Here is a 15,071-nt window from a genome sequence, read left to right on the forward strand (position 1 = left end):
TTCAATCTACAATTTTTATTTTACCATCTTTTTGGATATTTGATAACATTTAAGGTCACTTTCCATTTTTATTTTTCTCCTAAAGTAAAGACAAATAAGCACGCTTCGGATAATGACAGATATGCAACAACCCGCCCTGCACCATCGATATCTGCAAAAAATTATTTCACGCAACAATCCAATGCTATCGAAATATTTCAAAAAATCTATCTGTATCTCCAAAATTGGGAAATAGATAATCCGGCTGATACCTTGTCAGTTCTTCCATGTTATGGCTGCCCGTCGCCACAGCGATACTCTTGATCCCAAGTATCTTCCCGCATTGTATATCCAAAGGAGTGTCTCCGATAACATAAATATTCTCTTTTTTAAAATTAATTTTCGTATATTCCTGGGCTTTCTCAATGGCGTGCTGGATGATCTGCCATCGTTCTTTCTCTTCATCACCAAATCCTCCCACAGGAAAATACCGGTTGATATTATGAGGGGATAACTTTAATCGGGCACCCTGCTCTATATTTCCTGTTCCAAGGACATGATACAAGCGATAGCAGATCTCCCGCCTTTCTAAAATTTCCTTGATACCTGGAAGTATCTCAGGCTTTCTCCCTCGCACAATTTCATCTTCTAACATTTGGCAATACATATTGAAAAACAAAATAAGATCCCCATCCGCAACATTATTCCGATCCATGGCATCCTTTACGATAAGGGCATCCAATCTTCCCGCCATTTTCACATCTTTAAATCCGTTTTCTATTCCAAATAACTTGTAAAATGCCCTGTCCATGGCCCTTCTTCCACAACCTTTGCTGTCGATCAACGTCCCGTCTATATCCCAAATCAGCAATATATCCTTCATGTTCATCCCCCCATATGAAACTCCTTACATATACCAATCTTATTATACCATGTTCAAAACCTTTCGTAGAGCCATAAAAAGCATCTTCGATGTTTTCCATAGGTTTCCTTCGACGGCTGTGTTGCAACCTGGGCACCTTCCTGAATGCGAGTAGGAGATTACATCCCCTACAACCCCAGTTTTATATAAATTAGGAAAGTAGAACTTTCCTAATTTATATAAAAAATCCCGCCCTTCGGCAGGATTCTTTTACTAAGTGTCCTTTTAAATCCATTTTCCCATGTAGGAAGCCAGATCTACAACCCGATTGGAATAGCCCCATTCGTTATCGTACCATGCCACAACCTTTAACATGTTTTCCCCTACCATCATGGTAGATGGAGCATCTACAATGGAGGAACGATAATCCTTTTTAAAATCTATAGATACAAGGGGCTCTTCGCAATAGCCGAGGATCCCATGCAATGACCCTTCTGCTGCTTCCTTCAGCTTTGCATTTACCTCTTCTACTGTTGTATTTTGCTCTAGTTCAACTACCAAATCTACTACCGATACCACGGGAATGGGAACCCTCATGGCCATGCCATTGAGTTTTCCTTTTAATTCAGGAATCACCAGCCCGATGGCCTTTGCTGCTCCCGTTGAGGTCGGTATGATGGATTCCGCTGCCGCCCTTGCCCTTCTCAGATCCTTATGGGGCAAGTCCAAAATTCTTTGATCATTGGTATAAGCGTGGACGGTGGTCATCAATCCTTTCATAATCCTATAATTTTCATGAAGTACCTTTGCCACGGGCGCCAAACAGTTGGTAGTACAAGAGGCATTGGATACAATATGGTGTTCTTCCGGCCTATACTCCCCATGGTTTACTCCCATGACAATCGTAATGTCCTCATCTTTTCCAGGAGCAGAGATAATTACCTTTTTGGCCCCGCCTTCCATGTGTCTTGCACAATCTTCTCTCTTGGTAAACTTACCTGTAGATTCAATAACAATATCAACGCCCAATTCCTTCCATGGAATTTGTGCAGGATCCCTATATGCTGTGAAAGGGATTTCCTTGTCTCCAATGATAATTGCATGATCAGTAGCTTTTACGTCCTGTGGTAATATGCCGTAAAGAGAATCATACTTAAAAATGTGGGCATGTTCCTTTGGTCCACTGGTACTGTTGATAGCAACGATTTCTATGTCCCCTTCTCTTTCTAACCAAGCCTTCAGTACATTCTTTCCAATTCTTCCAAAACCGTTAATTCCTACTTTGACTGGCATATTGAGTCCCCTTTCCTTTATTTATGTATGTATACAAATAAGATATACTGTTATTTATATATCATATTGCGAATTATGTTATATTATATTCTTATACTATCATAAATGTACTATATTGTATACTTTATAATACTATTTTTACTTTTTCTTAATATTTTTGTCGAAAACACCTTCCCTTTTCTCCATATATTCATATCTGCAGGCATATACCCAGGGTATAGATTTTTCCTTTCTTCCGAAATTCTTTTCTATCTATTGGACAAGATCTTTCTCCTTCCTTCAACAAACCTTCAACAAAAATTCTTCTTCATGTGCACAAAATCGAAAATAGTCATATACTTTTTTACGCAAAAAACGTCTTTTCCCTTGTAATGAAAACCACCTATAGCGAATTTTGTTTATTTATTTATGCAAATATTATGTAAACTTATTTGTTGCTTTTTGTATAACCTAAACAAAGAAACTATGGCCCCCATAGTTTCACCCTACAGACAAAGGCCCTTTGTATTAAGAGAAAAACGGTATTTTTTATTCGTATGTGACAGAGAACCGTCCCCTGTCACGCTCTTGTCATCCTAAAAAAAAGCAACTATCCTACTCCATGAAGGAGCAGGATAGTTGCTGCAGTTTTCTAAGTGCCTTCCCGTTCAGATAATCAAATTTTCTCCCTTGATAAGTATCCCTTTCCAGCATCCATGCATCAATTTGATCTTTAATTTTCCACCAGCTGATATTCCAGTTGCAGAAAAGGGTATTTTCTTCTGGTGCCCTGCCAATCAGCCGTTGAATGACAATTTCGGGATGAAGATATTCTAAGAACAGGATCACCCGTTCCACATACTCTTCCATGGAAGTCATCTCAAATTCCTTATTTTCATACATTCTCCCCATCATGGTATCCTTCCGTATATATAAGGAATGGAGCTTTACCTGTTCTATTCCCAAAGCAGAAATCATTTTGGCATCCTCGATCACATCGTCCCTGTCATCCCAAGGCAGATTTAATATAAGATGGACACAGGTTTCAAACCCATATTTTTTATTTCGCAGAACAGCATCCACGAATTCCGCCAATGTATGGCCCCTGTTGATCTTTTTTAAAGTATGATAATTTACCGTTTGCAATCCTAATTCAATAGAAATATTCAAGTGATGCCTTTCTTTTATTTCTTTTAAAAAAGCCAAGTAATCGTCACGAATGCAATCCGGGCGGGTTGAGATTGCAATTTCCACCACATCTTCATGACAAGCCTGGAGAATGTGTGCTTTAAATTTTTCCAGCGGCAGGTAGGTGTTAGTGAAGTTTTGAAAATATGCAATAAACTTACTCGCCTTATATTTTTTTCGAATATATTGTATATTGGTCTGTAATTGTTCTGAAACAGGCATCAGGGCAGAAAGATTTTCAAAGCCTGCACCCTCTTCTCCACAGAAGATGCAGCCCCCAAGCCCCATCCTTCCATCCCTGTTGGGACATGTGACAGGAAGTTGAATCGGAATTTTATACACTTTTTCCTCATAACGTTCTTTGAGATACTGGGAATATACCCTATAGCGAAAGGTTCTCTCCATTGACATAACTCCTTGTTCCTCATCTATTCTAATTTTTTCTTTACCAACGGCTCCACAGTCCATCACGGTACAGAAAAGTGCACCCCTTTTCGGATGCACCTTCATTATACAACTTTCTGCTTTAATTTTGCAGGCACAATTTCAAATTCTATATTTTTAGGCAAACGTTTTCTTAAGCTGCCGATGATACTATGTCCCTCATTATCTTCACAGGATTCTCCCATCACAATAATATCAATGCCATTTTTTTCGACCTGTTCTTTTAAGGTGGCAATTACATCATTAGATCTTAAAACTGTCAAATTGGCCCCACAGGACTTCGATTGTTCAAAAAGATATTCCAGAGCATCTCCTTCTTTGGATTTTCCTAAAAAATGCCATCCTTCTTGGGCCACATGGATAACGAACAATTCCCCGTCATAAGAATCCCTAAGTTCAGCACCTCTTCTTATCAACCTTTCACAAGTCTTTTGTTGTGTAACGCACACCATAATATTTTTAGCCAATTTCATGTTAAGGCTCCTTTCGAAAGATAAGAATAACCAGTCCAGTTATTCTTATACCCACTTTCATTATAATTTATCACAAAAATTTCTTTCCAACTCTATTATACTATAAGATCCTTTGTCCCTGCCAGTATATAGATTTACAACTTAAAAATTGAATTTACTGTAAAAAATTATATTTTTTGAATAGTAGTTCAGCGCCAGTTATCAGTTAGCAGCTGTCCGTACGAGAAAAATCCTTCCACAAAGCTTCAAAACTCTCAAATACTCACCCTTGCTATCCATGGACAAACTAGATCTTTGTCCTAAAACGCCCCAAGCCTCCCCATGGAGGCTTGGGCCAGTTAGACAACAGCCGCAAGCAGCAGCAATTCTTCATTATCATTATATATTTGGTCGAACTGTTCAATAGGGAGGGGATTCCTTCCGCTTCCCACCTCAATGGTATATCCCGGCCTTCTGTATTCTTGAATGAACCAATCCTTATAACCGGCATAGGAAGCAATACCATAGGCTTCATCCAGGGTATACCCGCTCACCCTAGAAAACAACTCTCCTATGGTCCTGGCCACAGGAGGTGCTAAATTTTGGAAATTCCAGTAAATTACTTCCCCTTGGCTATGGTATGCAAGAACCAGTCTGAAATTACGTCTTCTTGTAAAATCTGCCACAGCCCTTGATTCAGGCTCAGATTCTGGATAAGGTCCCGAATACCTGGTAGGTCCCGGTCCATATACACCATAAAGGGGTTCGGCTTCCTTTGACAGTTGCCATAAAGCATCATAATTGTGATTTAAATCTACTCCCCTGATATTAGCCTGCCATACTTCTGAAAAGTCTAAACTCCCTCTGTTCCATCGAATCAAATCTTCATAAAAAGGATTACCTCTTTGCAGTCCATTCAGTACCAAATCCACACCGTCGGGATTCACCATAGGCATAATATAAATGCTGCTTTGATCCCAGATATCCCGCACATCATAACCCCTGATATTTCTTTCTTCCATATAAGCCTTGGCAAAGTTTTCGATAAATTTCATCAATAACGGTGAAGTAATCCATTCCAATGCATGGTGTGCTCCATTATAAAATACTTGATTCGGACCATTGCCCAATCGAATATAATAGAGGTTTTTTCCCAGAACGCTTTTGCCTGCAATTCCTACTTCCAAGAAAGGATACCTAGCCTTTAGCCCTTGGATATCTCTTTCCATAATTTCATAGGTATAGTCGATATTGGTATCCACCACGTCGATTCCATAAGGTATGAGGATTTGCTGTCCGATTTGCAAGTTATAGGGATTCACTGTAGGATTCGCCGTAACAATCTTTAAGACACTAGAGTAATATCTCCTTGCCAAATTATACATGGTATCACCGGGTCTTATCTCGTATGTGGCATAACCTAATAATAACGGTTCTAAAACACGGTAGGTATTAGGGCCGATGATGCCGTCAGGGGTTAATCCGTTATCTCTTTGGAATTGCATTACAGCCTGCTGGGTTTGAGGACCAAAAATACCGTCAATAGGCCCTGGGTCATACCCTATCTTTCTCAACAAGGCCTGAATCTCCATGACATCGGTACCTTTTGTGCCTAGCCTCAAGACTCTCAATCCAATCACCTCCACTCTCTACTAATATCATTTTACGTTTTATGATCTTTTTGGTGTCTTTCCACCGGAATTTCACCTTTTTTTCTCCATTTCGCTGGTTACCGAATAAACAAAGTCTTCCATTGAAAGATTTCAAGGAAGACTTTGTTGAAACACATGATGGAAATTACGACTTATCCAAAATTTATGAAAGTACATAATCTCCTATGTGTTATAAAAAAATATGCTATACTAATAATGTCAAAGAAAGTGGAGGTGATAAGCCATGAAGCGCTATACAAAGGTAATCAGAATGACAGGTTATTACTTTACAAAGGAATTTGAAAAGAAAAAGCATCATAAAAATAAAGTTCGTGAAATCAAAGAAGACACCGTGGCAAAATTCTTTCTTGAAGGAGATACAGAAGTCCTCGTATATTTTTGGGAAAGCGATCGGGAAATTTTAATTACGCCTGAAAGCAACCCAGAGGATATCAAACGATATCTGGGAGAAAAATTTCTAAATAAATAATAACAGCTAGTCCCCGGGACTAGCTTTAGTTTGTAGACAAACCCTTGAGATTTGGCCTCCTGCTCAGACCTGCGCCGCTTTTCTAAATAAAAAACAAGGAAAAAAGCGGCTTGCTGATTCGCGACGAAGCCTAAATCTCAAGGGTTCTTACTTATCTCGTTACTTTTTCTACAGACTGCAGCTAGTCTCCGGGACTAGCTTGTTTTACGAAAACCGAAAAAAAGCTGATGAAACCCTTTGCTGCCTTTCCATACAGGATACATATCCACATTGGTAATTTGCCATCCTTCGTCTCCATCCAAATGCCTCTTGGAAAAAATCAGCACCTCCACAGGCTCACGGATGGTCTGACCCCCAATCTCCTGACGATAATCGGCAATCACCCTCATTTGTGCATACATAGTTTCGTCTTCTTCGCTGTATGCCATCCCCACATCCTTGATTTCTTGAATCTTTACCCGGGAAATAACCTTGTTTTCTTCAACAAATTTCTTATTTTCTTCGTAATTTTCAAATAAATATGTCAGTCGAAAATTCAATGCGAAGGCCAACCCATAGCGACTGGGGTCATAGTTTTCATAATGGAAGCTTTGCCAATTTTCAAAGGTCCACTGCACATGTCGAAGCATTTCCTCCTTCAAAACTTCTTCATCCTTATGTTCTTCATTTTCTACGTAGAGGCTGAGAAGTTCTCCAGTATAAGCATTGATTACATACACATAAGTTAACAGGCCCTGTTCTTCATTCAGATGAAATTCCCAGAAGGGCCTGTCTTCAGTAGGTTTGATCTCTTCCTCCAAGACAAGCTTTTCTTTCCCCAATGTCTTTGTTTCAGGATGGTTTTCCACGATTTTTATCGCTTCTTCCCGGGTAATCATATGAATTTTTCCCGTGTCAGACGGTTTCACTGCCTGGTTAAGATCTACCTGTTCCCCAGCACATCCGGAAACCATCAGTACCAAAATAAAGGACATCATCATCCATGTAGATTTTTTCAATATATTCGCCCCTTATCCTTCCAAAATTTTATATCATGCAGGTTTTCTATTCTTTCTTCAACCTCTCCTCACCTGGCCCTATATCATTATATAACACCTTTTTGCCCTTTATGCAATCCCGCACTTTCTGGAATTATTCTTTCCCCTCTCAGTCAAAGGATCTAACCCTTCCTAAACCATAGGTAGGAAACTTAAAAGTTACACCTTTTGTTTATCATTTTTATATCATCATCCAACTTCCTGTAAAGCCTTAAATCCATAGAAAACAAAAATCCCCACCTTTTTGTCCTGTGGGGATTTTTGTTTTCTATCATATTTTCACCACATTGGAAGCCTGTGGTCCACGGTCTCCTTGTACAATTTCGAATTGAACTTTTTGACCTTCCTCCAAGCTTTTATAGCCCTCTCCGGTGATTGCCGTATAATGGACAAAAATATCGGGCTCACCCGGCACTTCAATAAAACCATATCCTTTTTCATTATTGAACCACTTTACTGTTCCTTCTTTCATCTTACGAATTCCTCCTAATGCGTCCTGACAGACAAAAATTTGCAAGTATGCATTATATATTTTATTATTGCCTGTTGTATAAAAAATAAACTCCGATGCTTAAAATTTTTCCCTTTGTAAACATATACATGGATAAAATAGTAGGAATGTGTTATTCTATTTTTGTAATGAAAACGAGAGGATGATGACGACATGGATTCCGCTGAATTTAAAGCGGTTGTTCTATCCAATGAAATTAGTCTGAATAAAATTGCAGAACATTTCGGCATCAACAAAAAATTCAAATGGGAAGATCCTTTAGCGTTGAATGAAACCTTCTTAAAAGGCATCATCCGTGAACCGAAAAAAAAACTTGTATACATATATCATTTCGGCAGCATCGTCTTTATTAATTTAGCCCATCACGAAATCATGGATATCATTCAATACTTGAAAAGAATTGAAAAGAATCTCCATAGCGAAACGCCTTTTCATTTCGTGGATGATTATAGAATTGATATTGTTTCCCAAGAAACTTTTGCAGTAAACAACGATTTTATGATTGTTCCCGAGGCAAAAAGTTATTACTTGGAAATTGTATCCACCGTCCTAGCAAAATCTGTGGCATTGGAAAAGATAGAAGCAGGAATCGAGGTGCTTTCCGACGAAATCGAGGATATTGTCGAACTATTGGCGAAGGGACATTTAAAGCTGTCTGAAGAACAATTGGCAAAGATATGGTCTAAAATCTTAGGATTCAAATACAATACCATTTCTTATATTATGCTTTTGGATAAGCCTGAAATTACTTGGAGCAATGAGGAGGCAGAAAATTTATTCAATCAGCTTAGCAAACTGTTTGAGCTGGAAGATCGCTATATAAATATACGGCACAAAACGGAAACCCTCAGTGATATCACGGAGGCCTTCGGAAGCCTGACCCATACCAAACGAAGCAATCGCTTAGAATGGATGATTATCTTGCTGTTTCTCTTTGAAATTTTGCTTACCCTTGGAGAGAAGCTTTTTCATGCCATCCAATAATCTGCCCCTGTTGATGGTATCATTTACATAAAACTAGGGCCTGCAAAGCCCTTTGCTTGTAGACAAACCCTTGAGATTTGGCTTCCTGCTCAGACCTGCGCCGCTTTTCTAAATAAAAAAACAAGGAAAAAAGCGGCTTGCTGATTCGCGACGAAGCCTAAATCTCAAGGATTCTTACTTATCCCTCTACTTTTTCTACAGACTGATGGCCTGCAAGACCCTATTTTTATGCAACAGTATACTCTCTCAATTCCTCGGGTAAATCATGATCAGTACAGCTCACACTGACAATAAAATTTATGTTAAACCTTTGGGAAAGCGTCTCTATTTCCTTTAAAATGTTGGACATTTCTTCCAATTCGATATTTGCAATCTTCATCAGCCCATCAATAAAAATTGTTTGAATGTCATGGTCTTCAGCAATAACTCCACATAAAAATCCCAAAAAGCCCCTTACATCTTTCACAGGATATTCATGAAGACTGACAAATCTGACTTGATGCTTCAAATCATACATATGACGGTTGTCATCATCTATAAACACGACATTCCCATGGTCCTGTTCCACCAAATCGTTGGCCATTTGAATCATTTTTTTCGTCTTGCCTGTACCTAGTCCTCCGGTAATTAATTTAACCATTTGCATCTCCCCCTTTGGAATTTGTGAGTACCTTGTATTATGAATATACTATATATTCATAATATTCTTTATAATATAATTCTATAATCTCCTTCAAAATCCTTCTGGAAATCATGCAACTTAGCATTTATTGCGATTTATTCTCCCTTTCTTTTAAATAGCGTCTTCTCAATTGCCCGCAGGCAGCATGAATATCGCTGCCCAATTCCCTTCGGATCGTCCCTTCAATTCCTTTTTTTCTCAATATGCTTTGAAATTTTCTTACCCTGTCTGTTTGTGCCCCTTCAAATTCCCGTTCGTTTACTTTATTTAGTGGGATCAAATTGACATGGCACAATATATCTTTTATTTTTTCTGCCAATTCCAGGGCATGTTCTTCAGAATCATTCACATCCCTAATCAAAGCATATTCAAAGGTGATCCGCCGATGGGTCCTCTGTACATAATACTTGCAAGCCTCCAGCAAGTCTTTCAAGGGATATCTGAAGTTCACAGGCATCATTATATTTCTTAAAGCATCATTGGGTGCATGAAGAGACACAGCTAGGGTAATTTGCAGCTTTCGATCGGCTAAATCAAGGATCTGAGGGACCAATCCGCAGGTAGATAAGGTAATATTCCGCAAGCTAATATGCAAGCCCTCCCGATGATGAATCATAGCAAAGAACCGCAGGATTTCGCTATAGTTGTCCAAAGGTTCTCCGCTGCCCATCAGCACTACATTGGAAACCCTTTCTCCAATATCTCTTTGTATGGCCAGTACTTGATCCAAAATCTCACCGGCCGTAAGATTCCTAATGACACCCTCCAAGGTAGAAGCACAAAATTTGCAACCCATCCTGCATCCTACCTGACAGGAAACGCATACCGTATTTCCGTGTGCATAGCGCATCAAAACACTTTCGATAATGTTGCCATCCTCTAACACAAACAGATATTTCCTTGTGCCGTCTATTTGAGATATGAGAATACTTTCTATTTTCAAGCTTCCGATATGGGCTTTTTCTTTTAATTTTTCCCTCAAATCCTTGGAAAGGTTGGTCATCTCATCAAAGGTTGTTACGCCTTTATGGATCCATTGAAAAATCTGCTTTGCCCGAAATTTTTTCTCTCCAATGGCTTCCAAAAATGCTTCTAGTTCTTCCATGGTACTGTTTTTCAAATCGATTTTTTCTACCATTTTCATTTCTCCTTATCCTTCTCCTTCCATCTCATTTCTATTATACCCTACAAGGAACAAACTCCCTATGTTGCCGACAAATTTTTTTAGATACAGACATACAACGCTAAAGTTTGATTTATGTCTTTATGAAGATAAACTTTTTATGCAGCAAATGTTTTGCTGTCAGCTGCCAGTACTGGTGACTGGTAACTGGTAACTGGCGACGAACTGCTATTCAAAAATATAACTTTTTAAAGTAAATTCAAATTTTGAAGTTGTAAATCTATAAAATACAACATGGAATTTCCAACATGCAAACGATTAGAAAAAACCTTAGGGGAATTTTCCCTAAGGCTTTATCCATGATCTTCATATTCTGCTTTTTTGTCTTGAATGGCATCGTAAACGGCATCCAGCAGCTTTCTATGCCTTTCTAAAATTTTGGCAAGAAGATTTTCCATTCCCTCTTGGGAATCCATCCACGTAAACGATACCTCCCATACCGGATTGTAATCATCCAATTCCTCTATGGACAAAACCATTTCCTTCATGGCATCCATATCGTAATAATCAAAGATCGCACCGTATTCCCAGTCTTCCACATCCCGATCCGTAGTCAACCGCAGATACACCATGTCCCTTTGATCCTTATGCATCAGATAAATGCCGCTCACCAAATTGCCATGCTCCGTAATGGTATAGCTCCCGATTTCCCTGGAAAGCAGGCCCGTTTCCCCATCTTTTTCCATCATCATCAATACCATCGGTTCCAACGCCATTGCCTCCCTATGCTTACTCTACATCAAAATAGGATTCATATTCTTCCAATACTCTTTCAAATTCGTCATCATCTTCAACCACCAGATATTCTTCTTTGCCATCCACCTCTACGACCTTGTATACATAGGCATCTTCTTCATCTCCTACAGGAGCCAGCAAAGCATATCGGTCATCTTCAATTTCAATATAATCCACCACTTCAAAATCCACTTTTTCCCCGTCTTCATCCACAAAAGTCACAATCTTTTTCTCTTCCATTTTGATCCACCTTTCAAATCTCTTGTAAATAGATTATATCCTTAAATTGTCCAAAGGTCTAGGAAATTATTTATCCCATGGTTTTATTTTTTATCGCCGACGCCTCTGTAAGACTTTTTAGCTTTGTATTAAAATATACCCCTGTAATAATAATCACAGCACTCAACAGTTTCACACCGGTGATTTTTTCATGAAGGATGATAGCTGACAGGATAATGGAGAATACGGGTACCAGATTGATAAAAGCAGCCGTTTTACTGGCTCCTATGGTCTTAATAGAAACTTGCTGTACCAAGTATCCTATCACCGATGCAAAAATAGCCATATAGAGAACCGATGCCCATCCTGCCCAGGTTACCTTAGGCAGATAGCCTGCCGGCTTCTCCCAAATTACAAAAGGAATCAACAAAACCAAGCATACAAGAAAACTATAGGAAGTTAAAATCAAAGGAGAATAGCGATCCATAATTTTTCTGCTGATAATGGAATACACAGCCCAACAGAAGACGGCAGCCAGCATGAACAGGTCTCCCACATTAAAAGAGAAGGTTTTCAATACGGTCATATCCCCATTGGACACCGTAAGGATGATCCCCGTAAATGCCAGCAGAATGGCGCCAAGGCGTTTCACTCCCAAATGCTCCTTTAGAAAAACTGCCGCCAAGATGCTGGTAATCAAAGGATTGGTGGCGCCAATCATGGAGGAATTCATGGCCGTGGTATATTTTAGGGCTGTAAAAAATAATGCATGATAGCCAAACATGCCGATAAGGCCCAGCAAAAACATATACAGCCAATCCCTATGCTTTAGCCTCCAGTCTTTTTTTTCATATTTGAACATTACTGCAAAAATAACAATCGTTGCAAATAGAAATCGAAAAAAAGCCAAAGAAAAGGGAGGGAATTCCCTAACGCCGATTTTTCCTGCAATAAATGCCCCTGCCCAAAATACAGTACAAATTACCATGAGTAAATAAATTTTTCTATTCTCTCTTTCCATTGCCCATCCCCCTCGTTTCCTATTTCACTCTAATTCTATTGTACATGAAAAAACAAATAATAAAAGCCCTAATATTTAGGGCCCCGTAATTTTTTTACGATCTGAAATTGGTAAATTGAAGCTCAATCCCAAAATCTTTTTCCCTTAGCATTTGGATTACAGCCTGCAAGTCATCCTTGCTTTTGCCTGAAACTCTTACCTGATCCTCCATGATTTGTGCTTGAACTTTTAATTTGGATGCCTTGATGGCAGCCACCACCTCTTTTCCCTTTTCTTTGGAAATCCCTCTCTGAATCTTGATGATCTGCCGTTCCATTCCTCCCGCACTTGGCTCTATTTTGCCATAATCAAGAGATTTTAAAGGAACACCCCTTTTTACAAACTTCGATTGCAGGATATCGATAATGCTTCTGATTCTAAATTCATCTTCTGCAATAATCTTAATTTCATCTTTATCCAAGCTGATCTCTGCCTTACTTCCCTTAAAATCATATCGCTGGGACAATTCTTTTTTTGCCTGATTCACAGCATTATCCACTTCTTGCATATTTACTTCTGAAACAACATCAAAAGAACAGTTGCTTGCCATAAAAAAACCCCCTTCATTTTTTACTTGTCCTCAAGGAATCCTCCATTCCTATTATTTCATCAGAAAACCTCTTTTTGTCAAGAATTCTTTCATATGAGGCCTAGTTTCCTTCTGCATTTTTTCAGCCATCTGGCGAGTCCAAGTATCATTTCTTTTTCCCTTGGTTCTGACCAGATAGTATTCACTAATCACTTTATCGTATTCCCTGATTTTTTCCAGATCAGCCCTGTCATCGTATATCTCTTCCTTATAGACAACCTCCACAGGAAGCCTTGGCTTTCTTTCAGGATCTTCGGCAGGATATCCCAGACAAATACCGAATACAGGATAGACATGTTCGGGCAACTTCAGCAGTTCACTGACCTCCTGGGGATTGTTTCTGATCCCTCCGATATAGACACCTCCCAGACCTAAGGATTCTGCCGCAAGCATGGCATTTTGGGAAGCTAACGCTGTATCTACCGTTGCCATAATAAAGGATTCCGTATATTCTCCCACCATTTCCGTCCCATGAATTTCACAAGCCATTTTCAGCCTATGCAAATCTGCACAAAATACTAAAAATACAGGACATGACGCTATATAGGGCTGTTCCCCGCAAAGATATGCTAGTCGCTTCTTGGTCTGCGGGTTTTTGATTCCTATGATGGAGTAAGCTTGTACAAAGGTTGAACTGGATGCCCATTGGGCAGATTCAATGATTTCCTTTAGCAGATGGTCTTCAATGGGTTTGTCTGTAAACTTACGAATGGAACGGTGGGATTTCATAAACCGAATCACTTCGTTCATCGCCCTGCCTCCTTTACCTCTTGATCTGTTCATTATGTCTATTATAAACGATAAAGAAAAAAATAGCAAAGGCAGATCTCGGTTTTCCCAAGCTAATGCCGAATGGAGATGGGTTTTGAAAAAATGTCCTTATAAAACATGAGCATACACCCGGCAGTGGTCCGTTCGGCCAGGGGAAGGATACATTTTGTCGTGCGATAATATCTCTGTTCATTTTCATGGATTACCTGAAATTTTTTATACACCTTCATGGCTACCCGCGCATTGAATCGTATATATTCATTGATGGAATCCAGCAATATGGCCCCCTTTTCTGCTTTGAAATCCCTTACATATCGGTAAGTTCTTTTGACAAAAGTCTCATACTGTCTATGGTTGTCCAAGAGCCTGATATTGGCATGTTGGGGAATCGTCATGTCCTGGATGATGTGCAGGGCGGCACCGAAATAAAACATGGCCTTATCAAATTCCCCTATGGCCCATAAAATTAATGCCCTTTCATAATACTCCCTTCCTAAATCCATGGCATTTCCCCTGCCATACAATCCTTTTTTAGTGTGGGGATTGTAAAAATGGCTGCTGCTCTTGAAATCTTGATCTGCCCAAACAGCCCCGTCATTGATGGTCATGAGATAGTTGCGGAAAAAATTATATGCTTCTCCATACCCATCGTTTTTTAATACCTCCAGAGCCTGTACATTCAAATATTGATGGACCTTGCACTGGGTTTTGATTACCGCTTTTTTAAAAGGATTCAGAACAGCAAAGACTAACTGCACAACATTTCTATAGGTCGACTCCAGTATACCCATCATAATCACCCTCCCATTGCTTTTACTCTTAGTATTTCTCATTCTCTCCAGAATAGACAAAAAACTTCTGCGAAGACAAAATCTCCGTCTGCAGGATAAGCACTGAGATCAGCAAAACTCCCTTAAGATGCAGACTTGGCCACCAATCAGCAAACCGTTGTTTTTATTAT

The 15,071-nt window shown here is 39.3% G+C and carries 17 protein-coding genes; 2 read left to right on the top strand and 15 right to left on the bottom strand.

The features are described 5' to 3' along the window. Positions 1-184: 184 nt before the first annotated feature. From AN619_RS13030 to AN619_RS13050, 5 genes are all read right to left on the bottom strand, one after another. Complete coding sequence (locus tag AN619_RS13030) at positions 185-862, bottom strand: HAD hydrolase-like protein (RefSeq protein ID WP_068557616.1); 678 nt, start codon at positions 860-862, stop codon at positions 185-187. Positions 863-1,126: 264 nt separating this feature from the next. Next, positions 1,127-2,134, bottom strand: coding sequence for a type I glyceraldehyde-3-phosphate dehydrogenase (gap, locus tag AN619_RS13035; RefSeq protein WP_068557618.1), 1,008 nt, complete (start codon positions 2,132-2,134; stop codon positions 1,127-1,129). Between the two features lie 594 nt (positions 2,135-2,728). Continuing rightward, entirely contained in the window at positions 2,729-3,811 is a 1,083-nt protein-coding gene (locus AN619_RS13040) for a TIGR01212 family radical SAM protein (RefSeq protein WP_330382090.1), read from the bottom strand. Continuing rightward, complete coding sequence (locus AN619_RS13045; RefSeq protein ID WP_068557619.1) at positions 3,811-4,218, bottom strand: universal stress protein; 408 nt, start codon at positions 4,216-4,218, stop codon at positions 3,811-3,813. Before AN619_RS13045 ends, AN619_RS13040 begins: the two co-directional genes overlap by 1 nt. Before the next feature lie 338 nt (positions 4,219-4,556). Continuing rightward, a complete protein-coding gene (locus AN619_RS13050) occupies positions 4,557-5,828 on the bottom strand; it encodes a M14 family metallopeptidase (protein WP_068557621.1) in 1,272 nt (423 codons plus the stop codon). 265 nt (positions 5,829-6,093) lie between these two features. Between AN619_RS13050 and AN619_RS13055 the strand changes: the two genes are divergently transcribed. Next, a complete protein-coding gene (locus AN619_RS13055) occupies positions 6,094-6,339 on the top strand; it encodes a hypothetical protein (protein WP_068557623.1) in 246 nt (81 codons plus the stop codon). Between the two features lie 194 nt (positions 6,340-6,533). Here AN619_RS13055 and AN619_RS13060 read toward each other — a convergent pair whose 3' ends face one another. Together AN619_RS13060 and AN619_RS13065 are read right to left on the bottom strand one after the other, a co-directional pair. Next, positions 6,534-7,337 carry a PepSY domain-containing protein gene (locus AN619_RS13060; protein ID WP_068557625.1) on the bottom strand — a complete coding sequence of 268 codons (804 nt, stop codon included), beginning with the start codon at positions 7,335-7,337 and terminating at the stop codon, positions 6,534-6,536. 310 nt (positions 7,338-7,647) lie between these two features. Beyond that, a complete protein-coding gene (locus AN619_RS13065; RefSeq protein ID WP_068557627.1) occupies positions 7,648-7,848 on the bottom strand; it encodes a cold-shock protein in 201 nt (66 codons plus the stop codon). 192 nt (positions 7,849-8,040) lie between these two features. Here AN619_RS13065 and AN619_RS13070 point away from each other — a divergent pair, with 192 nt between their 5' ends. Further along, positions 8,041-8,871: an RMD1 family protein gene (locus AN619_RS13070; RefSeq protein WP_068557628.1), complete on the top strand. Its 831-nt coding sequence runs from the start codon at positions 8,041-8,043 to the stop codon at positions 8,869-8,871. 226 nt (positions 8,872-9,097) lie between these two features. Here AN619_RS13070 and AN619_RS13075 read toward each other — a convergent pair whose 3' ends face one another. From AN619_RS13075 to AN619_RS13110, 8 genes are all read right to left on the bottom strand, one after another. Next, the gene (locus tag AN619_RS13075; RefSeq protein ID WP_068557630.1) at positions 9,098-9,511 is read right to left on the bottom strand and encodes a hypothetical protein; all 414 of its coding nucleotides are present in this window, start codon (positions 9,509-9,511) and stop codon (positions 9,098-9,100) included. Between the two features lie 127 nt (positions 9,512-9,638). Beyond that, entirely contained in the window at positions 9,639-10,691 is a 1,053-nt protein-coding gene (gene rlmN / locus AN619_RS13080; protein ID WP_068557631.1) for a 23S rRNA (adenine(2503)-C(2))-methyltransferase RlmN, read from the bottom strand. A gap of 338 nt (positions 10,692-11,029) precedes the next feature. Next, complete coding sequence (locus AN619_RS13085; RefSeq protein ID WP_330382091.1) at positions 11,030-11,437, bottom strand: DUF6762 family protein; 408 nt, start codon at positions 11,435-11,437, stop codon at positions 11,030-11,032. 28 nt (positions 11,438-11,465) lie between these two features. After that, a complete protein-coding gene (locus tag AN619_RS13090) occupies positions 11,466-11,711 on the bottom strand; it encodes a DUF1292 domain-containing protein (protein WP_068557636.1) in 246 nt (81 codons plus the stop codon). Positions 11,712-11,781: 70 nt separating this feature from the next. Continuing rightward, positions 11,782-12,711: a DMT family transporter gene (locus AN619_RS13095; protein ID WP_068557639.1), complete on the bottom strand. Its 930-nt coding sequence runs from the start codon at positions 12,709-12,711 to the stop codon at positions 11,782-11,784. Between the two features lie 94 nt (positions 12,712-12,805). Further along, positions 12,806-13,300 (bottom strand): YajQ family cyclic di-GMP-binding protein, encoded by a 495-nt coding sequence (locus AN619_RS13100; protein ID WP_068557640.1) that lies wholly within the window; start codon positions 13,298-13,300, stop codon positions 12,806-12,808. A 51-nt stretch (positions 13,301-13,351) separates the two neighbouring features. Further along, positions 13,352-14,089 carry an oxygen-insensitive NADPH nitroreductase gene (nfsA, locus tag AN619_RS13105; protein ID WP_068557642.1) on the bottom strand — a complete coding sequence of 246 codons (738 nt, stop codon included), beginning with the start codon at positions 14,087-14,089 and terminating at the stop codon, positions 13,352-13,354. 92 nt (positions 14,090-14,181) lie between these two features. Continuing rightward, complete coding sequence (locus AN619_RS13110; protein ID WP_068557644.1) at positions 14,182-14,904, bottom strand: zinc dependent phospholipase C family protein; 723 nt, start codon at positions 14,902-14,904, stop codon at positions 14,182-14,184. Positions 14,905-15,071: the final 167 nt, after the last annotated feature.

Source organism: Thermotalea metallivorans (genome assembly GCF_001562415.1).
Taxonomy (GTDB): domain Bacteria; phylum Bacillota; class Clostridia; order Peptostreptococcales; family Thermotaleaceae; genus Thermotalea; species Thermotalea metallivorans.